Origin of the sequence: Enterobacter cloacae complex sp. P27C, assembly GCF_014895705.1 — a bacterium.
GTDB classification, from domain to species: domain Bacteria; phylum Pseudomonadota; class Gammaproteobacteria; order Enterobacterales; family Enterobacteriaceae; genus Enterobacter; species Enterobacter bugandensis.
In genome coordinates, this window is record NZ_JADBQB010000007.1 from 124,713 (window position 1) to 141,085 (window position 16,373).

16 protein-coding genes are annotated in these 16,373 nt (G+C 56.5%); 6 read left to right on the plus strand and 10 right to left on the minus strand.

Annotation, left to right across the window (positions count from 1 at the left end; translation table 11 throughout):
• Positions 1-84 precede the first annotated feature (84 nt).
• Positions 85-1,560 (minus strand): glucose-6-phosphate dehydrogenase, encoded by a 1,476-nt coding sequence (gene zwf / locus IM291_RS15915; RefSeq protein ID WP_028013613.1) that lies wholly within the window; start codon positions 1,558-1,560, stop codon positions 85-87.
• 358 nt (positions 1,561-1,918) lie between these two features.
• On the opposite strand from zwf, the gene IM291_RS15920 reads away from it, so the two are divergent.
• Both IM291_RS15920 and pyk read left to right on the plus strand, forming a co-directional pair.
• On the plus strand, positions 1,919-2,788 hold the full coding sequence (locus IM291_RS15920; protein WP_028013615.1) for a MurR/RpiR family transcriptional regulator: 870 nt from the start codon (positions 1,919-1,921) through the stop codon (positions 2,786-2,788).
• Between the two features lie 139 nt (positions 2,789-2,927).
• Entirely contained in the window at positions 2,928-4,370 is a 1,443-nt protein-coding gene (gene pyk, locus IM291_RS15925; protein WP_028013616.1) for a pyruvate kinase, read from the plus strand.
• A gap of 48 nt (positions 4,371-4,418) precedes the next feature.
• Here pyk and lpxM read toward each other — a convergent pair whose 3' ends face one another.
• The 3 genes from lpxM to znuA all read right to left on the minus strand — a co-directional run bounded on the left by lpxM (position 4,419) and on the right by znuA (position 7,790).
• The gene (gene lpxM / locus IM291_RS15930) at positions 4,419-5,390 is read right to left on the minus strand and encodes a lauroyl-Kdo(2)-lipid IV(A) myristoyltransferase (RefSeq protein ID WP_028013618.1); all 972 of its coding nucleotides are present in this window, start codon (positions 5,388-5,390) and stop codon (positions 4,419-4,421) included.
• Positions 5,391-5,510: 120 nt separating this feature from the next.
• Positions 5,511-6,830, minus strand: a complete 1,320-nt coding sequence (mepM, locus tag IM291_RS15935) for a murein DD-endopeptidase MepM (RefSeq protein WP_028013619.1) — start codon at positions 6,828-6,830, stop codon at positions 5,511-5,513.
• A 15-nt stretch (positions 6,831-6,845) separates the two neighbouring features.
• Complete coding sequence (znuA, locus tag IM291_RS15940) at positions 6,846-7,790, minus strand: zinc ABC transporter substrate-binding protein ZnuA (protein WP_028013620.1); 945 nt, start codon at positions 7,788-7,790, stop codon at positions 6,846-6,848.
• A gap of 77 nt (positions 7,791-7,867) precedes the next feature.
• Between znuA and znuC the strand changes: the two genes are divergently transcribed.
• Positions 7,868-8,623, plus strand: coding sequence for a zinc ABC transporter ATP-binding protein ZnuC (znuC, locus tag IM291_RS15945; RefSeq protein ID WP_028013621.1), 756 nt, complete (start codon positions 7,868-7,870; stop codon positions 8,621-8,623).
• Entirely contained in the window at positions 8,620-9,405 is a 786-nt protein-coding gene (gene znuB / locus IM291_RS15950; RefSeq protein WP_041909449.1) for a zinc ABC transporter permease subunit ZnuB, read from the plus strand. The genes znuC and znuB overlap by 4 nt, the downstream gene beginning before the upstream one ends.
• 52 nt (positions 9,406-9,457) lie before the next feature.
• Here the strand turns inward: znuB and ruvB are convergent, their stop codons facing one another.
• The 6 genes from ruvB to aspS form a co-directional block, all read right to left on the minus strand.
• Complete coding sequence (gene ruvB / locus IM291_RS15955; protein ID WP_028013623.1) at positions 9,458-10,468, minus strand: Holliday junction branch migration DNA helicase RuvB; 1,011 nt, start codon at positions 10,466-10,468, stop codon at positions 9,458-9,460.
• Between the two features lie 8 nt (positions 10,469-10,476).
• On the minus strand, positions 10,477-11,091 hold the full coding sequence (ruvA, locus tag IM291_RS15960; protein WP_028013624.1) for a Holliday junction branch migration protein RuvA: 615 nt from the start codon (positions 11,089-11,091) through the stop codon (positions 10,477-10,479).
• A gap of 80 nt (positions 11,092-11,171) precedes the next feature.
• Positions 11,172-11,693 (minus strand): crossover junction endodeoxyribonuclease RuvC, encoded by a 522-nt coding sequence (gene ruvC / locus IM291_RS15965; RefSeq protein ID WP_003859749.1) that lies wholly within the window; start codon positions 11,691-11,693, stop codon positions 11,172-11,174.
• Between the two features lie 34 nt (positions 11,694-11,727).
• Entirely contained in the window at positions 11,728-12,468 is a 741-nt protein-coding gene (locus tag IM291_RS15970; protein WP_003859747.1) for a YebC/PmpR family DNA-binding transcriptional regulator, read from the minus strand.
• A gap of 27 nt (positions 12,469-12,495) precedes the next feature.
• Positions 12,496-12,939 (minus strand): dihydroneopterin triphosphate diphosphatase, encoded by a 444-nt coding sequence (gene nudB, locus IM291_RS15975; RefSeq protein WP_059353978.1) that lies wholly within the window; start codon positions 12,937-12,939, stop codon positions 12,496-12,498.
• A gap of 1 nt (position 12,940) precedes the next feature.
• Positions 12,941-14,713 carry an aspartate--tRNA ligase gene (aspS, locus tag IM291_RS15980; protein ID WP_192987284.1) on the minus strand — a complete coding sequence of 591 codons (1,773 nt, stop codon included), beginning with the start codon at positions 14,711-14,713 and terminating at the stop codon, positions 12,941-12,943.
• 264 nt (positions 14,714-14,977) lie between these two features.
• On the opposite strand from aspS, the gene IM291_RS15985 reads away from it, so the two are divergent.
• Entirely contained in the window at positions 14,978-15,544 is a 567-nt protein-coding gene (locus tag IM291_RS15985; RefSeq protein WP_048998641.1) for a hydrolase, read from the plus strand.
• The gene (locus IM291_RS15990) at positions 15,541-16,359 is read left to right on the plus strand and encodes a DUF72 domain-containing protein (RefSeq protein ID WP_192987286.1); all 819 of its coding nucleotides are present in this window, start codon (positions 15,541-15,543) and stop codon (positions 16,357-16,359) included. Before IM291_RS15985 ends, IM291_RS15990 begins: the two co-directional genes overlap by 4 nt.
• Positions 16,360-16,373: the final 14 nt, after the last annotated feature.

Genomic DNA, 16,373 nt, shown 5'->3' on the forward strand with positions numbered 1-16,373 from the left:
GAGCTTAAAAGTATAAAAATTGTGCCACTAGCTGTGTTAGATCATGTTACCGGTAAAATAACACTTTCGGGCTAGCGGAATATCCTACTCAAACTCGTTCCAGGAGCGGCCATCGCGGGTGATCATCGCCACCGACGCCACAGGCCCCCAGGTACCCGCCTGATACGGTTTTGGCGCATCCTGATCGGCAGCCCAGGCTTCGGTGATGGAATCAACCCATTTCCACGCCTCTTCCACTTCGTCGCGACGCACGAACAGCGCCTGGATACCGCGCATGGTTTCCAGCAGCAGACGCTCGTAAGCATCCGCAAGGTGCGTCTGGTTGAAGGTTTCGGAGTAGCTCAGATCCAGCTTGGTGGTCTGCAGGTTGTGCTTATGATCCAGGCCCGGCACTTTGTTGAGGATCTGGATATCCACCCCTTCGTCCGGCTGCAGACGGATGGTCAGCTTGTTCTGCGGCAGCTCCTGCCAGGACTCTTTGAACAGGTTCAGTTCCGGGTTCTTAAAGTAGACGACTACTTCGGAGCACTTCGTCGGCAGACGCTTACCGGTACGCAGGTAGAACGGCACGCCCGCCCAGCGCCAGTCGTCGATATCCACGCGGATGGCCACAAACGTCTCGGTATTGCTGGACTTGTTCGCGCCCTCTTCTTCCAGGTAGCCTGGCACTTTTTTACCTTGCGCAAACCCGGCGGTGTACTGGCCGCGAACGGTTTTCTCGCGCACGTTGGAGCGGTCGATGCGGCGCAGCGACTTCAGCACTTTCACTTTGGCATCGCGGATGCTGTCAGCCGTCAGGTCAGACGGTGGAGACATGGCAATCATGCACAGAATTTGCAGCAGGTGGTTCTGGATCATGTCGCGCATCTGGCCGGCCTGGTCAAAGTAACCCCAGCGACCTTCAATCCCCACCTCTTCCGCCACGGTAATTTCCACGTGGTCAATGGTACGGTTGTCCCAGTTGTTCACAAACAGGGAGTTAGCGAAACGCAGCGCCAGCAGGTTCAGTACCGTCTCTTTACCGAGATAGTGGTCGATACGGTAGACCTGGCACTCTTCAAAGAACTCGCCCACCTGGTCGTTAATTTCACGGGAGGTAGCCAGCGACGTCCCCAGCGGCTTTTCCATCACCACGCGCGCCGGCTTGGCGTTCAGTTTGGCTTCGCCCAAACCTTTGCAGATGGCACCAAAGGTACTTGGCGGCATGGCGAAATAGTTAATGGTGACACGGTTTTTCTGATCCAGCATGGCACCCAGGCGGGAAAACGCGCTGACGTCATTAACGTCCAGGTTGCAGAAATCGAGACGACCGCTGAGGGTATCCCACAAACTTTCATCAATTTTTTCCTTCATGAAAGTTTCGAGCGCCTCGCGGACAACTTTGGTATAAGCGTCCTTGTCCCAGTCGGCGCGCCCAACACCCAGGATACGCGTATCCGGATGAATTTGGCCCGCTTTCTCCAGTTGATACAGGGAAGGCAGCAATTTCCGGCGTGCAAGATCGCCTTTCGCGCCGAAAATGACCAGGTCACATGCCTGGGCTGTTTGCGTTACCGCCATGTCATTCTCCTCAGTTGGATCACCTGGTGCTTCTGCCAGGTATCGTTGTAATTTTATTACAATGCACTGTACTGCTTTTACGTCATTCCCGAAACCATTAGCGCTTATCGTCTCGTGCGATACGGCGATTTTTCGCCATTCAGCCGATTATGGCGACGTAATGACGCAACAGCCGTCGATAATTTGCGCAACAGGGTCATAGCAAAACCCGACATCGATCAAGTAATGAAAAAAAACAACAACATTATCTCGTCGACTGTTACCCTTTAGGGAAGCCACAGGGGTAATATCGGCTAATCGAATCAAGATTTCATCAATGAGTGAAATCGTTTCCACCCCCATGAGCGCCTTGTTAACAATGAACATGCTTGAAAAAATCCAGTATCAACTGGAACACCTTAGCAAATCCGAGCGAAAAGTGGCTGAAGTCATTCTGGCCGCGCCCGCTCAGGCGATTCATTCAAGCATCGCCGCTCTGGCTCAGGAAGCGGGCGTCAGTGAACCGACGGTCAACCGCTTCTGCCGTAGCCTGGAAACGCGCGGCTTTCCTGATTTTAAACTGCATCTGGCACAAAGTCTGGCAAACGGCACCCCCTATGTTAATCGTAATGTGGATGAAGACGACAGCGTAGATGCCTATACGGCAAAAATATTTGAGTCGGCCATGGCCACGCTCGATCACGTTCGTCAAAGCCTGGATATGAGTTCAGTAAACCGCGCGGTGGATTTACTCACCCAGGCCAAACGCATTGCGTTCTTCGGTCTTGGCTCGTCAGCCGCCGTGGCGCACGACGCCATGAATAAATTCTTCCGCTTTAACGTGCCGGTTATTTATTCCGATGACATTGTGCTGCAACGCATGAGCTGTATGAATTGCAGTGAGGATGACGTCGTGGTACTGATTTCGCACACTGGCCGCACCAAAAGCCAGGTTGAGCTGGCGCAGCTGGCCCGTGAAAACGATGCCATGGTAATCGCCCTCACCACCGCCGGCACGCCGTTGGCGCGGGAGGCGACTCTCGCCATTACCCTGGACGTGCCTGAGGATACCGACATGTATATGCCAATGGTGTCCCGTCTGGCGCAACTCACGGTAATCGACGTGCTGGCGACCGGATTTACCTTACGCCGGGGCGCAAAATTCCGAGATAACTTGAAGCGAGTCAAGGAAGCGCTGAAGGAATCGCGTTTTGATAAAGAATTGCTTATAAAGAGCGATGTTCCCTGAAAGTAGATAACGAAGACGTAACCCATAATTAGATGTAACGATTTTCGGCATTCGGCCCCCTCTTTACTGCCTTGCGGTAGATGAAGGCCGATTCAATGTTCACGCAACACCAAAGTTGTTTCAGTCAACGGAGTATTACATGTCCAGAAGGCTTCGCAGAACCAAGATCGTCACCACCTTAGGCCCGGCCACCGATCGCGATAATAACCTCGAAAAGATTATCGCCGCTGGCGCCAACGTGGTGCGTATGAACTTCTCTCACGGTACGCCAGAAGACCATAAATTGCGTGCCGATAAAGTGCGTGAGATCGCCGCTAAGCTGGGCCGCCACGTCGCTATCCTCGGCGACCTGCAGGGTCCAAAAATTCGTGTATCAACCTTTAAAGAAGGTAAAGTTTTCCTCAATATCGGCGACAAATTCCTGCTGGATGCCAACCTCGGCAAAGGCGAAGGCGATAAAGAGAAAGTCGGGATCGACTATAAAGGCCTGCCGGCTGATGTGGTACCTGGCGATATCCTGCTGCTCGACGACGGTCGCGTCCAGCTGAAGGTGCTGGAAGTTCAGGGGATGAAGGTGTTCACTGAAGTCACCGTCGGCGGTCCGCTCTCCAACAATAAAGGCATCAACAAACTGGGCGGCGGCCTCTCTGCGGAAGCCCTGACCGACAAAGACAAAGCGGATATCGTAACGGCGGCCCAGATCGGTGTTGACTACCTGGCGGTCTCCTTCCCACGCTGTGGCGAAGATCTGAACTATGCGCGCCGTCTGGCCCGTGACGCAGGCTGTGATGCCAAAATCGTCGCTAAGGTTGAACGCGCGGAAGCCGTGTGCGATCAGGATGCGATGGACGATGTGATCCTCGCCTCTGACGTGGTGATGGTTGCCCGTGGCGATCTGGGCGTGGAAATCGGCGACCCTGAACTGGTCGGTATCCAGAAAGCGCTGATTCGTCGCGCACGTCAGCTGAACCGCGCGGTGATCACCGCCACCCAGATGATGGAATCCATGATCACCAACCCAATGCCAACCCGTGCGGAAGTCATGGACGTCGCTAACGCCGTGCTGGACGGTACCGATGCGGTGATGCTGTCAGCGGAAACCGCGGCAGGCCAGTATCCGGCAGAAACCGTGGCCGCAATGGCGCGCGTCTGCCTGGGCGCGGAGAAGATCCCAAGCATTAACGTCTCCAAGCACCGCCTGGATATCCAGTTCGACAATGTGGAAGAAGCGATTGCGATGTCCGCCATGTATGCGGCCAACCATCTGAAAGGCGTTACGGCGATCATCACCATGACCGAATCTGGCCGCACCGCGCTGATGACCTCTCGCATCAGCTCCGGCCTGCCGATTTTCGCTATGTCACGCCACGAGCGTACGCTGAACCTGACGGCGCTGTACCGCGGTGTTACCCCGGTACACTTCGACAGCACCAATGACGGCGTAGCCGCGGCGCACGATGCCGTAAACCTGCTGCGCGATAAAGGTTACCTGGTGTCTGGTGATATCGTCATCGTGACGCAGGGTGACGTGATGAGCACCATCGGCTCAACCAATACCACGCGCGTACTGACCGTAGAGTAAGATCCGATCCCCTCTCCCCTAAGGGGAGAGGGGCAAGGTGAAGGTTTTCTATTTCCTCGGGTAAAGCTCTTTACGCTTATAGGGCTCCGTCTCTCCCGGCTTCCGCGTTTTCAGCAGCTTCAGTATCCACGTGTACTGTTCGGTATGCGGCCCCACCAGCAGCTCCACCTCTTCGTTCATGCGGCGCGCGATGGTGCGATCGTCCGCGGTCAGCAGGTCGTCCATCGGCGGACGGACTTCAATGCTCAGACGATGCGTTTTACCGTCGTAAACCGGAAAGAGCGGGATCACGCGGGCGCGGCAAACCTTCATCAGGCGCCCAATGGCGGGGAGCGTGGCTTTGTAGGTTGCAAAGAAGTCGACAAACTCGCTGTGCTCAGGTCCGTGGTCCTGGTCCGGCAGATAGTAGCCCCAGTACCCCTGACGTACCGACTGAATAAACGGCTTGATGCCGTCGTTACGCGCATGCAAACGTCCGCCAAAACGACGACGTACCGTATTCCAGACAAAATCGTAGATTTTATTGCCCTGGTTATGGAACATCGCCGCCATTTTCTGCCCCTGGGAAGCCATCAGCATTGCCGGGATATCCACGCCCCAGCCGTGCGGCACGAGGAAAATGACCTTCTCATCATTGCGACGCATTTCGTCGATGATTTCCAGCCCTTTCCAGTCAACGCGGTCGATGATTTTTTCCGGTCCTTTCAGCGCCAGCTCCGCCATCATCGCCATGGCCTGCGGTGCGGTGGTATACATCGCGTCGATGATGGCCTCGCGCTCGGCATCGCTTTTTTCAGGAAAACAGTAATAGAGGTTGATCTGCGCACGACGACGCGCGCTTTTACCTAAGCGCCCGGCCAGACGGCCAATTTTTCCCAGTACGGGATCGCGCAGCGCGGCAGGCAGCATAGCGATGCCCGCAAAGGTGTAAACCCCCAGCCAGGCGCCCCAGTTGCGCGGGTGTCGAAAGGATTTTTCAAACTCAGGAATGTATTCAATATTATTTTTTTTTGTTTCCATGCTGGTTCCAGGGTCTGGTGACGCAAAAAATTATTCAGATAGTGTAGCGAGGCAGTCGCCCACGCACAAAAGAAAAAGCCGGCGCATGCTGACACCGGCTTTTTTCACAAAACAGAGAGCTTAGTTTAAGCTCAGCTGCGGTATCACCTCTCTCGCCTGCGCCAGGTAATCGGAACGATCTTTACCTGTCAGGCCTTCGGTGCGCGGCAGTTTGGCCGTCAGCGGGTTCACGGCCTGCTGGTTGATCCACACTTCATAGTGCAGATGCGGGCCCGTAGAGCGTCCGGTGTTGCCGGAGAGCGCGATACGGTCGCCGCGTTTCACTTTCTGCCCCGGTTTGACCAGCAGCTTGCGCAGGTGCATATAGCGGGTGGTATAGGTACGACCGTGACGGATAGCCACGTAATAGCCCGCAGCACCGCTGCGTTTTGCCATCACCACTTCGCCATCGCCAACGGACAGCACCGGCGTGCCCTGCGGCATCGCGAAGTCTACCCCGCGGTGAGGCGCAACGCGCCCGGTAACCGGGTTCAGACGACGCGGGTTAAAGTTAGAGGAGACGCGGAACTGTTTCGCCGTCGGGAAACGCAGGAAGCCTTTTGCAAGGCCCGTACCGCTACGGTCATAGAACTTGCCGTCTTCAGCGCGAATGGCGTAGTAATCTTTTCCCTCGGAGCGCAGACGCACCCCCAGCAGCTGGCTCTGCTCGCGCTTGCCGTCCAGCATTTCGCGGGACATCAGGACGGAAAACTCATCGCCTTTCTTCAGCTTACGGAAATCCATCTGCCACTGCATGGCTTTGATCACCGCGCTGATTTCACCGCTGGTCAGGCCCGCATCACGGGCGCTGGAAACAAAGCTTCCGCCCACGGTACCTTTCATCACGCTGTTAACCCAGTCGCCTTTCTGCATTTCACTGGTCATTTTGAAACCGTTTGCAGTGCGGTCATAGGTGCGGGTTTCGCGGCGGGACATTTCCCAGGTCAAACGCTGAAGATCGCCATCCGCCGTTAATGTCCAGGAGAGCTGTTGCCCGATTTTCAGGTTACGCAGGTCTTTATCCGCAGCGGCCAGCTGGCTGATATTGCCCATGTCGATACCGTACTGGTTGAGCACGCTGCTCAGCGTGTCACCGGTAGAGACAACGTATTCGTGGATCCCCGCTTCGTTCTCGGTTTTATCGTCCAGTTCATCCTGAGGGATAGCTTCATCTTCCTGAGCGGCCTGGTCGATAGGCTCGCTGGCTTCAGGCAGCAAAGAGCGGATCTCGCTCTTTTCAAGCTCGATGGTTTTAATGATAGGGGCAGAACTCGGGTGGTAAACATAGGGCCGCCAGACGGCGACCGCTAAGGTGAGAACTGTAAGCGACCCCAGCATAACGCGGTGGGGTCGAGGCAGATTGTTAAATGCCAGGGCGACAGAGCGGGCTATCTGTTGCACGTATTCACTTCCTCGTTAATCTCCTTTCAGGCAGCTCGCATACTGGTTCGCCAGTTGGCTGAGGAACTGCGAATAGCTCGCTTTGCTCAACTGGATATTCGTACCTAGCGGGTCAAGGGTTCCCATGCGCACGGATGTTCCCCTGGCCACGGCTTCTACGACCGCTGGCCTGAACTGTGGCTCAGCAAAAACGCATGTCGCTTTCTGCTCAACCAGCTGTGTTCTGATTTCATGTAAACGCTGCGCACCAGGTTGAATTTCAGGGTTGACGGTAAAGTGCCCAAGCGGGGTCAGGCCGTAGTGTTTTTCGTAGTAGCCGTAGGCGTCATGAAAAACGAAATACCCTTTTCCTTTCAACGGTGCGAGCTCATTACCTACCTGCTTATCGGTTGCGGCTAATTGTGCCTCAAAATCCTTCAGGTTGGCGTCTAGTTTGGCTCGACTTTGCGGCATAAGTTCCACTAATTTGTCATGGATTGCAACCGCTGAAAGCCGCGCTATCTCTGGGGATAGCCAGAGATGCATGTTGTACTCGCCGTGATGGTGATCTCCATCACCTTTTTCACCCTCTGCAGCGTGATGGTCATGTTCGTCACCGTCATCATCCGCCCCTTTCATGAGCAACGGTTTCACGCCGGAAAGCCCGGCAATCGCGACCTGTTTTTCATCAGCAATCTGTTTGGCGGATTTCTGCATGAATGCTTCCATCTCCGGACCAATCCAGACAACTAAGTCTGCGTTTTGTAAGCGTTTTACATCAGACGGACGCAGAGAATAGTCATGCTCTGAGGCCCCGTCAGGGAGCAGAACCTGGGTTTCCGTTACCCCATCGGCAATGGCCGACGCGATGAATCCAAGCGGTTTAAGCGAAGCAACAACGGCGGCGTTAACATCTTGTGCGGTTGTTCCCCAAAGGGCAGCGGATAATGCTGCGAAAAGAAGCGTATTTTTATGTAACATAATGCGACTAATCATCGTAGTGAATGCGTGGAATGTGATATTATAACATTCGTTGACTTCTTCAAGCTTAAATTGACATGACGACTCTGGTTTCTCTCGACAATATTTCGGTCTCCTTTGGCCAGCGCCGCGTCCTCTCTGACGTATCGCTGGATCTCAAGCCTGGAAAAATTCTGACGCTGCTCGGCCCCAATGGCGCAGGTAAATCCACTCTGGTGCGCGTGGTGCTGGGTCTGGTTACACCGGATGAAGGTGTAATCACGCGCGAGGAAAAATTGCGGATCGGCTATGTGCCGCAAAAATTACATCTGGACGCCACCCTGCCGCTGACGGTAAATCGTTTTCTGCGTCTGCGTCCGGGCACGCGAAAAGCCGATATTCTCCCGGCGCTGAAGCGCGTACAGGCGGGCCACCTTATCGACGCGCCGTTGCAGAAGCTGTCCGGCGGTGAGACGCAGCGCGTTTTGCTGGCCCGTGCGCTGCTGAGCAGCCCGCAGCTGCTGGTGCTGGATGAGCCAACCCAGGGCGTGGACGTCAATGGTCAGGTCGCGCTTTATGATTTGATCGACCAGCTGCGCCGCGAACTGAACTGCGCCGTGCTGATGGTCTCCCATGACCTGCATCTGGTGATGGCGAAAACCGACGAAGTGCTATGTCTCAACCATCACATTTGCTGTTCCGGCACGCCTGAAGTGGTCTCAATGCACCCGGAATTTATCTCCATGTTCGGCCCTCGCGGCGCTGAACAGCTTGGCATTTATCGCCATCATCATAATCACCGCCATGATTTGCAGGGACGAATCGTTCTGCGTCGGGGAAATGGACACTCATGATTGAACTGTTACTGCCCGGCTGGCTGGCCGGGGTTATGCTTGCCTGCGCCGCAGGCCCACTCGGCTCGTTTGTGGTGTGGCGCAGAATGTCTTACTTCGGTGATACCCTGGCGCATGCGTCGCTGCTGGGCGTTGCCTTTGGTTTGCTGCTGGATGTGAATCCCTTTTACGCGGTAATTGTGGTCACGCTGCTGTTGGCAGCCGGTCTGGTCTGGCTGGAGAAGCGCCCTCACCTCGCGATTGATACGCTGCTTGGCATCATGGCGCACAGCGCGCTGTCGCTGGGTCTGGTCGTTGTTAGCCTGATGTCAAATATCCGCGTTGACCTGATGGCCTACCTGTTCGGCGATCTGCTGGCCGTAACGCCTGACGATCTCATCGCGATCGCCATTGGCGTGGTGGTGGTACTGGGTATTCTGCTGTGGCAGTGGCGGAATTTACTGGCAATGACCGTCAGCCCGGATCTGGCGTTTGTCGACGGCGTGAAGCTGCAGCGCGTGAAGCTGCTGCTGATGCTGGTGACGGCGTTAACGATTGGTGTCGCAATGAAGTTTGTCGGCGCGCTGATTATAACATCGCTGCTGATCATCCCTGCCGCCACGGCGCGCCGTTTTGCACGTACGCCAGAGCAGATGGCCGGTATCGCGGTGGTTATCGGGATGATCGCCGTCACGGGCGGGTTAACCTTTTCGGCGTTTTATGACACGCCAGCAGGGCCGTCGGTGGTCTTGAGCGCGGCGGTGTTGTTTGTTTTCAGTATGATGAAAAAGACCGCGCAGTAGTGAGCATGTCCCCGGTGGCGCTTCGCTTACCGGGGCTACCATTTATCGCTACTTACGGCATCGCGGGCGGCGTAATACCGAAATGATTCCACGCCCGCACCGTCGCCATACGACCACGTGGGGTACGCTGTAAGAAGCCCTGCTGGATCAGATACGGCTCCAGCACATCTTCGATCGTCTCACGCTCTTCGCCAATTGCCGCCGCCAGGTTATCCAGCCCGACCGGGCCACCGAAGAACTTGTCCAGCACCGCCAGCAGCAGTTTGCGGTCCATATAGTCAAAGCCTTCAGCATCGACGTTCAGCATATCCAGTGCCTGGGCGGCGATCTCGGCGGAAATCGAACCATCGTGCTTCACTTCAGCAAAGTCACGCACGCGGCGCAGCAGGCGGTTGGCAATACGCGGCGTACCGCGGGAACGTTTCGCCACTTCATATGCCCCCTCTTCGCTCATATCCAGCCCCATGTAGCGCGCGCTGCGCCCCACGATATGCTGAAGATCGGGTACCTGATAAAACTCCAGACGCTGAACGATGCCAAAGCGGTCGCGCAGCGGAGAGGTCAACGACCCGGCGCGGGTCGTGGCGCCAATCAGGGTAAACGGCGGCAGATCGATTTTGATGGAGCGCGCGGCCGGGCCTTCGCCGATCATGATATCCAGCTGGTAATCTTCCATCGCCGGATAGAGCACTTCCTCCACCACCGGTGACAGGCGGTGGATCTCATCGATAAACAGCACATCATGCGGTTCAAGGTTGGTCAGCATCGCCGCCAGATCGCCCGCTTTCTCCAGCACCGGGCCGGAGGTGGTACGCAGGTTGACGCCCATTTCATTGGCGACGATATTCGCCAGGGTAGTTTTCCCTAATCCCGGCGGGCCAAAAATCAGCAGGTGATCGAGCGCATCGCCGCGCAGCTTTGCCGCCTGGATGAAAATCTCCATCTGGGAACGTACCTGCGGCTGGCCGATGTACTCATCAAGCAGCTTCGGGCGGATCGCACGATCCACCACGTCTTCTGCCTGAAGGGTGCCTGCCGATACCAGGCGGTCTGCTTCAATCATCCTTTACCTCACAATGCAGCGCGCAGCGCTTCACGAATCAGAGTTTCACTGCTGGCGTCCGGTTTGGCAATTTTGCTCACCATCCGGCTGGCCTCCTGAGGTTTATAGCCCAGCGCCACCAGCGCGGCAACCGCTTCCTGCTCGGCGTCATCATCAGAGGCAGGCGCACCCGGAGCAGTCAGAACCAAATCGGCAGCCGGAGTGAACAGATCGCCGTGCAGACCTTTAAAGCGGTCTTTCATCTCAACTATCAGACGCTCTGCGGTTTTCTTACCAATGCCCGGAAGCTTAACCAGCGCCGCGGGATCTTCGCGCTCAACGGCATTCACAAACTGCGGAGCGGACATGCCGGACAAAATCGCCAGCGCCAGCTTAGGCCCCACACCGTTGGTTTTAATCAGCTCGCGAAACAGGGTGCGTTCCTGCTTGTTGTTAAAGCCGTACAGCAGCTGAGCGTCTTCACGCACCACAAACTGGGTAAAGACAATCGCCTCTTTGCCCGCGTCCGGCAGCTCGTAGAAGCAGGTCATCGGCATATGGACTTCATAGCCCACGCCACCCACTTCCAGCAGCACTAACGGGGGTTGTTTTTCAATGATGATGCCTCTGAGTCTGCCTATCACGTGACGCTCCTGCGTTCTGGGAGAAATTAACTGCCGACATAATAAAAAAAGGCTGGATGTTTATCCAGCCTGATTTCTGATTATCGTAACCTGCCTCGCGCCAGATTGAGCCGCGACTCGCTCATTTGCATCGCGTTCTGGCTGACGTGGCAGTGGGTAATTGCAATCGCCAGCGCATCGGCGGCGTCGGCCTGCGGGTTCGCGGGAAGCTTCAGCAGGGTGCGCACCATGTGCTGCACCTGGCTCTTCTCCGCGCTACCGATGCCCACCACCGTCTGCTTAACCTGGCGCGCGGCGTATTCGAATACCGGCAAATCCTGGTTCACCGCAGCCACGATGGCCACCCCACGCGCCTGACCGAGCTTCAGCGCCGAATCCGCGTTCTTCGCCATAAAGACCTGCTCAATGGCGAAATAGTCTGGCTGAAACTGGGTGATGATCTCCGATACGCCCGCATAAATAAGCTTGAGGCGCGACGGCAGATCGTCCACTTTGGTGCGAATGCATCCACTGCCGAGGTAGGTTAGCTGGCGTCCCACCTGACGGATAACGCCATACCCGGTGACGCGCGAGCCGGGGTCAATCCCGAGGATAATCGACATCACGCGTCTCCCGTAAACGGTTTACAGGCTCTCATCAGAGAGTCGCTGCAACCTCATCAGAGATTTCACCGTTGTGGTACACTTCCTGCACGTCGTCGCAGTCTTCGAGCATGTCGATCAGACGCAGCAGTTTCGGTGCGGTTTCTGCATCCATATCCGCTTTGGTGGACGGGATCATGGAGACTTCAGCGTTGTCCGCTTTCAGGCCCGCCGCTTCCAGCGCATCGCGCACGGCACCCATCTCTTCCCACGCGGTGTAGACGTCAATGGCACCATCATCGTAGGTCACCACGTCTTCCGCACCCGCTTCTAACGCCGCTTCCATGATCGCATCTTCGTCGCCTTTCTCGAAAGAGATGACGCCTTTTTTGCTGAACAGGTAAGCTACGGAGCCGTCAGTGCCCAGGTTGCCACCGGTTTTGGTGAACGCGTGGCGCACTTCCGCAACGGTACGGTTACGGTTGTCAGACAGGCATTCAACCATCACCGCAGTACCGCCAGGGCCGTAACCTTCATAAATGATGGTTTCCATGTTCGCGTCTTCATCACCGCCCACGCCGCGTGCGATAGCACGGTTCAGGGTGTCACGCGTCATGTTGTTAGACAGCGCTTTATCTACCGCCGCGCGCAGGCGTGGGTTAGAAGCCGGGTCGCCGCCGCCCAGACGCGCTGCTGTCACCAGCTCGCGAATGATTTTGGTAAAGATCTTACCGCGCTTGGCATCCTGTGCCGCTTTACGGTGTTTGGTGTTGGCCCACTTACTATGACCTGCCATAAAAAGTTCTCCAAAAATCGCGCCTTCTCAGGCCGCGTTAATTACAAATTCTTCAATCGCCTGCCGGTTGCTCCACGACTTGGTCAGTGCGGCGGCATCCGCCGCGTTCACCCAGCGGTAGTTCAGGTGTTCGGTAAACACGATCTCCCGCTCATGGGGGAGCGCGAGACAGAACCACGACTCCGTGTTGCGCTCAATGCCCGGCGCATAGCGATGACGTAAATGGCTAAAAATTTCAAACTCCACCGTGCGCTGACAGTCCTTCAGGGTCAGTTGCTCATGAGCAACGTCAATGGTGACCTCTTCCTTTACTTCACGCGCGGCGGCCTGCGGCGCGGTCTCCCCCTCTTCCAGGCTGCCGGTAACCGACTGCCAGAAATCAGGATCGTCGCGCCGCTGCAACATCAGCACCCGCTTCGTGTCTTCTGCATAAATGACCACCAGGACAGAAACGGGAAGCTTATATGCCATATCAGTTTTTCTCTTCCTTCTTCACCACTTCAATGCCCAGTTCGGCCAGCGCTGCCGGGTTGGCAAAGCTTGGCGCTTCGGTCATCAGACACGCTGCGGCAGTGGTTTTCGGGAAGGCGATAACGTCACGAATGTTATCGGTGCCGGTCAGCAGCATGGTCAGACGGTCGAGACCGAAGGCCAGACCCGCGTGCGGAGGCGTGCCGTACTTCAGGGCGTCCAGCAGGAAGCCAAACTTCTCGCGCTGCTCCTGCTCGTTAATACCCAGAATGCCGAACACGGTCTGCTGCATTTCACCGCTGTGAATACGCACGGAACCGCCGCCCACTTCATAGCCGTTGATAACCATGTCATAAGCGTTTGCCACTGCCTCTTCCGGCGCCGCTTTCAGCTCTGCCGCCGTCATCTCTTTTGGCGAGGTGAACGGGTGGTGCATCGCGGTCAGGCCGCCTTCACCGTCGTCTTCAAACATCGGGAAGTCGATAACCCACAGCGGCGCCCATTTGCTTTCGTCGGTCAGGTTCAGGTCTTTGCCGAGCTTCAGACGCAGCGCGCCCATCGCATCCGCAACGACTTTCTTGTTGTCTGCGCCGAAGAAGATCATGTCGCCGTCCTGCGCACCGGTGCGCTCAAGGATCGCTTCCACGATGTCCGCGTTCAGGAATTTCGCCACCGGGCTGGTGACCCCTTCCAGACCTTTCGCACGCTCGGTCACTTTAATATAGGCCAGACCTTTCGCGCCGTAGATCTTAATAAAGTTGCCGTAGTCATCAATCTGCTTACGGCTCAGCGCCGCGCCGCCCGGTACGCGCAGGGCAGCCACGCGGCCTTTCGGATCGTTAGCCGGTCCCGCGAATACCGCGAACTCAACGGATTTCACCAGGTCAGCCACGTCCACCAGCTCCATCGGGTTACGCAGGTCTGGTTTGTCGGAGCCGTAGCGACGTTCCGCTTCGGCGAAGGTCATGATCGGGAAATCGCCCAGCTCAACGCCCTTCACGTCGTTCCACAGGCTACGCACCAGCGCTTCCATCACTTCACGCACCTGTTCGGCGGTCATGAAGGAAGTCTCAACATCGATCTGGGTAAATTCTGGCTGACGGTCAGCGCGCAGGTCTTCGTCGCGGAAGCACTTAACGATTTGATAATAGCGGTCGAAGCCGGACATCATCAGCAGCTGTTTGAACAGCTGCGGTGACTGCGGCAGCGCGTAGAATTTGCCTTTATGAACGCGGGATGGCACCAGGTAATCGCGCGCGCCTTCCGGCGTGGCTTTGGTCAGCATCGGGGTTTCAATATCGAGGAAACCGTGGTCATCCATAAAGCGACGCACCAGGCTGGTGATTTTCGCACGGGTTTTCAGGCGCTGAGCCATTTCCGGACGACGCAGATCCAGGTAGCGGTATTTCAGACGCGCTTCTTCAGTGTTGACGTGGTTGGAGTCCAGCGGCAGCGCTTCGGCACGGTTGATGATAACCAGATCGGACGCCAGCACTTCGATAGCGCCCGTCGCCATGTCTGCGTTAACGTTTTTCTCGTCACGCGCACGCACGGTGCCGGTGACCTGAATGCAGAACTCATTACGCAGCTCAGAGGCCAGCTTCAGCGCATCTGCGCGATCCGGGTCGAAGAACACCTGAACGATACCTTCACGGTCGCGCATATCGATGAAGATAAGGCTACCAAGATCACGACGACGGTTGACCCAACCACACAGGGTGACCTGCTGTCCGACGTGGGACTGACGCAGCTGCCCGCAATATTCTGTACGCATGAGATATCCCTTAATTAGCCGCAGGCTAAATGTCGCCTGGTATGCAGGCTACTATGTCGCAGCTTTCTGTATGTCACAACTGGATGAAAAAAGGCGGCTATTATACTGGAAATTCCGCCGGACGATAAGAGCGAACCACCGCCAGACGGTCGTTTGCTGCACTCTTATTGCGCATTCTCACAAAAATTAACAAAATTATCCGACCGATAACAGGTCATCACGTCGTAAGGTGTTACGGAAGTGATTAATTTACCTGGAGTGACGATGTTAACACTTGATGCCCGCAAAACCGCGCTTGTTGTGATTGATTTACAGGAAGGGATCCTGCCCTTCGCCGGTGGCCCACACGCAGCGGACGAAGTCGTCAGCCGCGCCGCTCGCCTGGCCGAGAAGTGCCGCGCCAGCGGTGCCACTGTGGTCATGGTGCGCGTCGGCTGGTCCGCTGATTTCGCCGAGGCGTTAAAACAGCCCGTTGATGCCCAGGCGCCCGCGCATGCCCTGCCGGAAAACTGGTGGACGTACCCGGTGTCGCTGGGCAAACGCGACAGCGATATCGAAGTAACTAAACGCCAGTGGGGCGCGTTCTACGGGACCGACCTTGAGCTGCAGCTTCGCCGCCGCGGTATCGACACCATTATTCTGTGCGGCATATCCACCAACATCGGCGTGGAATCGACAGCCCGTAACGCCTGGGAGCTGGGCTTTAATCTGGTGATTGCTGAAGATGCCTGCAGCGCGGCTTCCGCGGAGCAGCATCAGGGCAGCATGACCCATATCTTCCCGCGCATCGGACGCGTGCGCAGCACGGATGAGATTTTAAGCGCGCTATGATGTACGTGGGCCTGCCCCAGTGGTCGCACCCGAAATGGGTGCGCCTGGGCATTACCAGCCTTGAAGAGTATGCCCGACACTTTAACTGCGTCGAGGGTAACACCACGCTGTATGCACTGCCCAAAGCCGAGATAGTCGAACGCTGGCGGGAGCAAACAACGGACGATTTCCGTTTCTGCTTTAAGTTTCCGGCGACCATTTCCCACCAGGCCGCGCTGCGCAACTGCGGGGACTTAACGGAAGAATTTTTCGCGCGCATGTCGCCGCTGGCGAACCGAATTGGACAATACTGGCTCCAGCTTCCCGCCACGTTTGGCCCGCGCGATCTGCCCGCCCTGTGGCAGTTCCTGGACGCCCTGCCCCGCGAATTCACCTACGGCGTGGAAGTCCGACATCAGGACTTCTTTGCGAAAGGCGAAGCCGAAAAAGCGCTTAACCGCGGCCTGCTGGATCGTTCCGTTAACCGGGTGATCCTCGACAGTCGTCCGGTGCACAGCGCGGTACCGCATAACGAGGCCATCGTTGAAGCCCAGCGTAAAAAACCGAAAGTGCCGGTCCACGCCATCGTGACCGCACAGAACCCGATGGTCAGGTTCATCGGCAGCGACAATATGCAGCAAAATCAGGCGATGTTCGCCGTCTGGCTGCAAAAACTCGCGAGCTGGGAGCACACCACCACGCCGTACCTCTTTTTGCACACGCCGGATATTGCTCAGGCGCCCGAACTGGTCGATGCTCTGTGGCAGGCCTTGCAGGCCGCGGTGCCGTCCGTGGGCAGCGCCCCTTCCATCCCACAACAATCTTCTCTTTTCTGATATCACCCCCTATC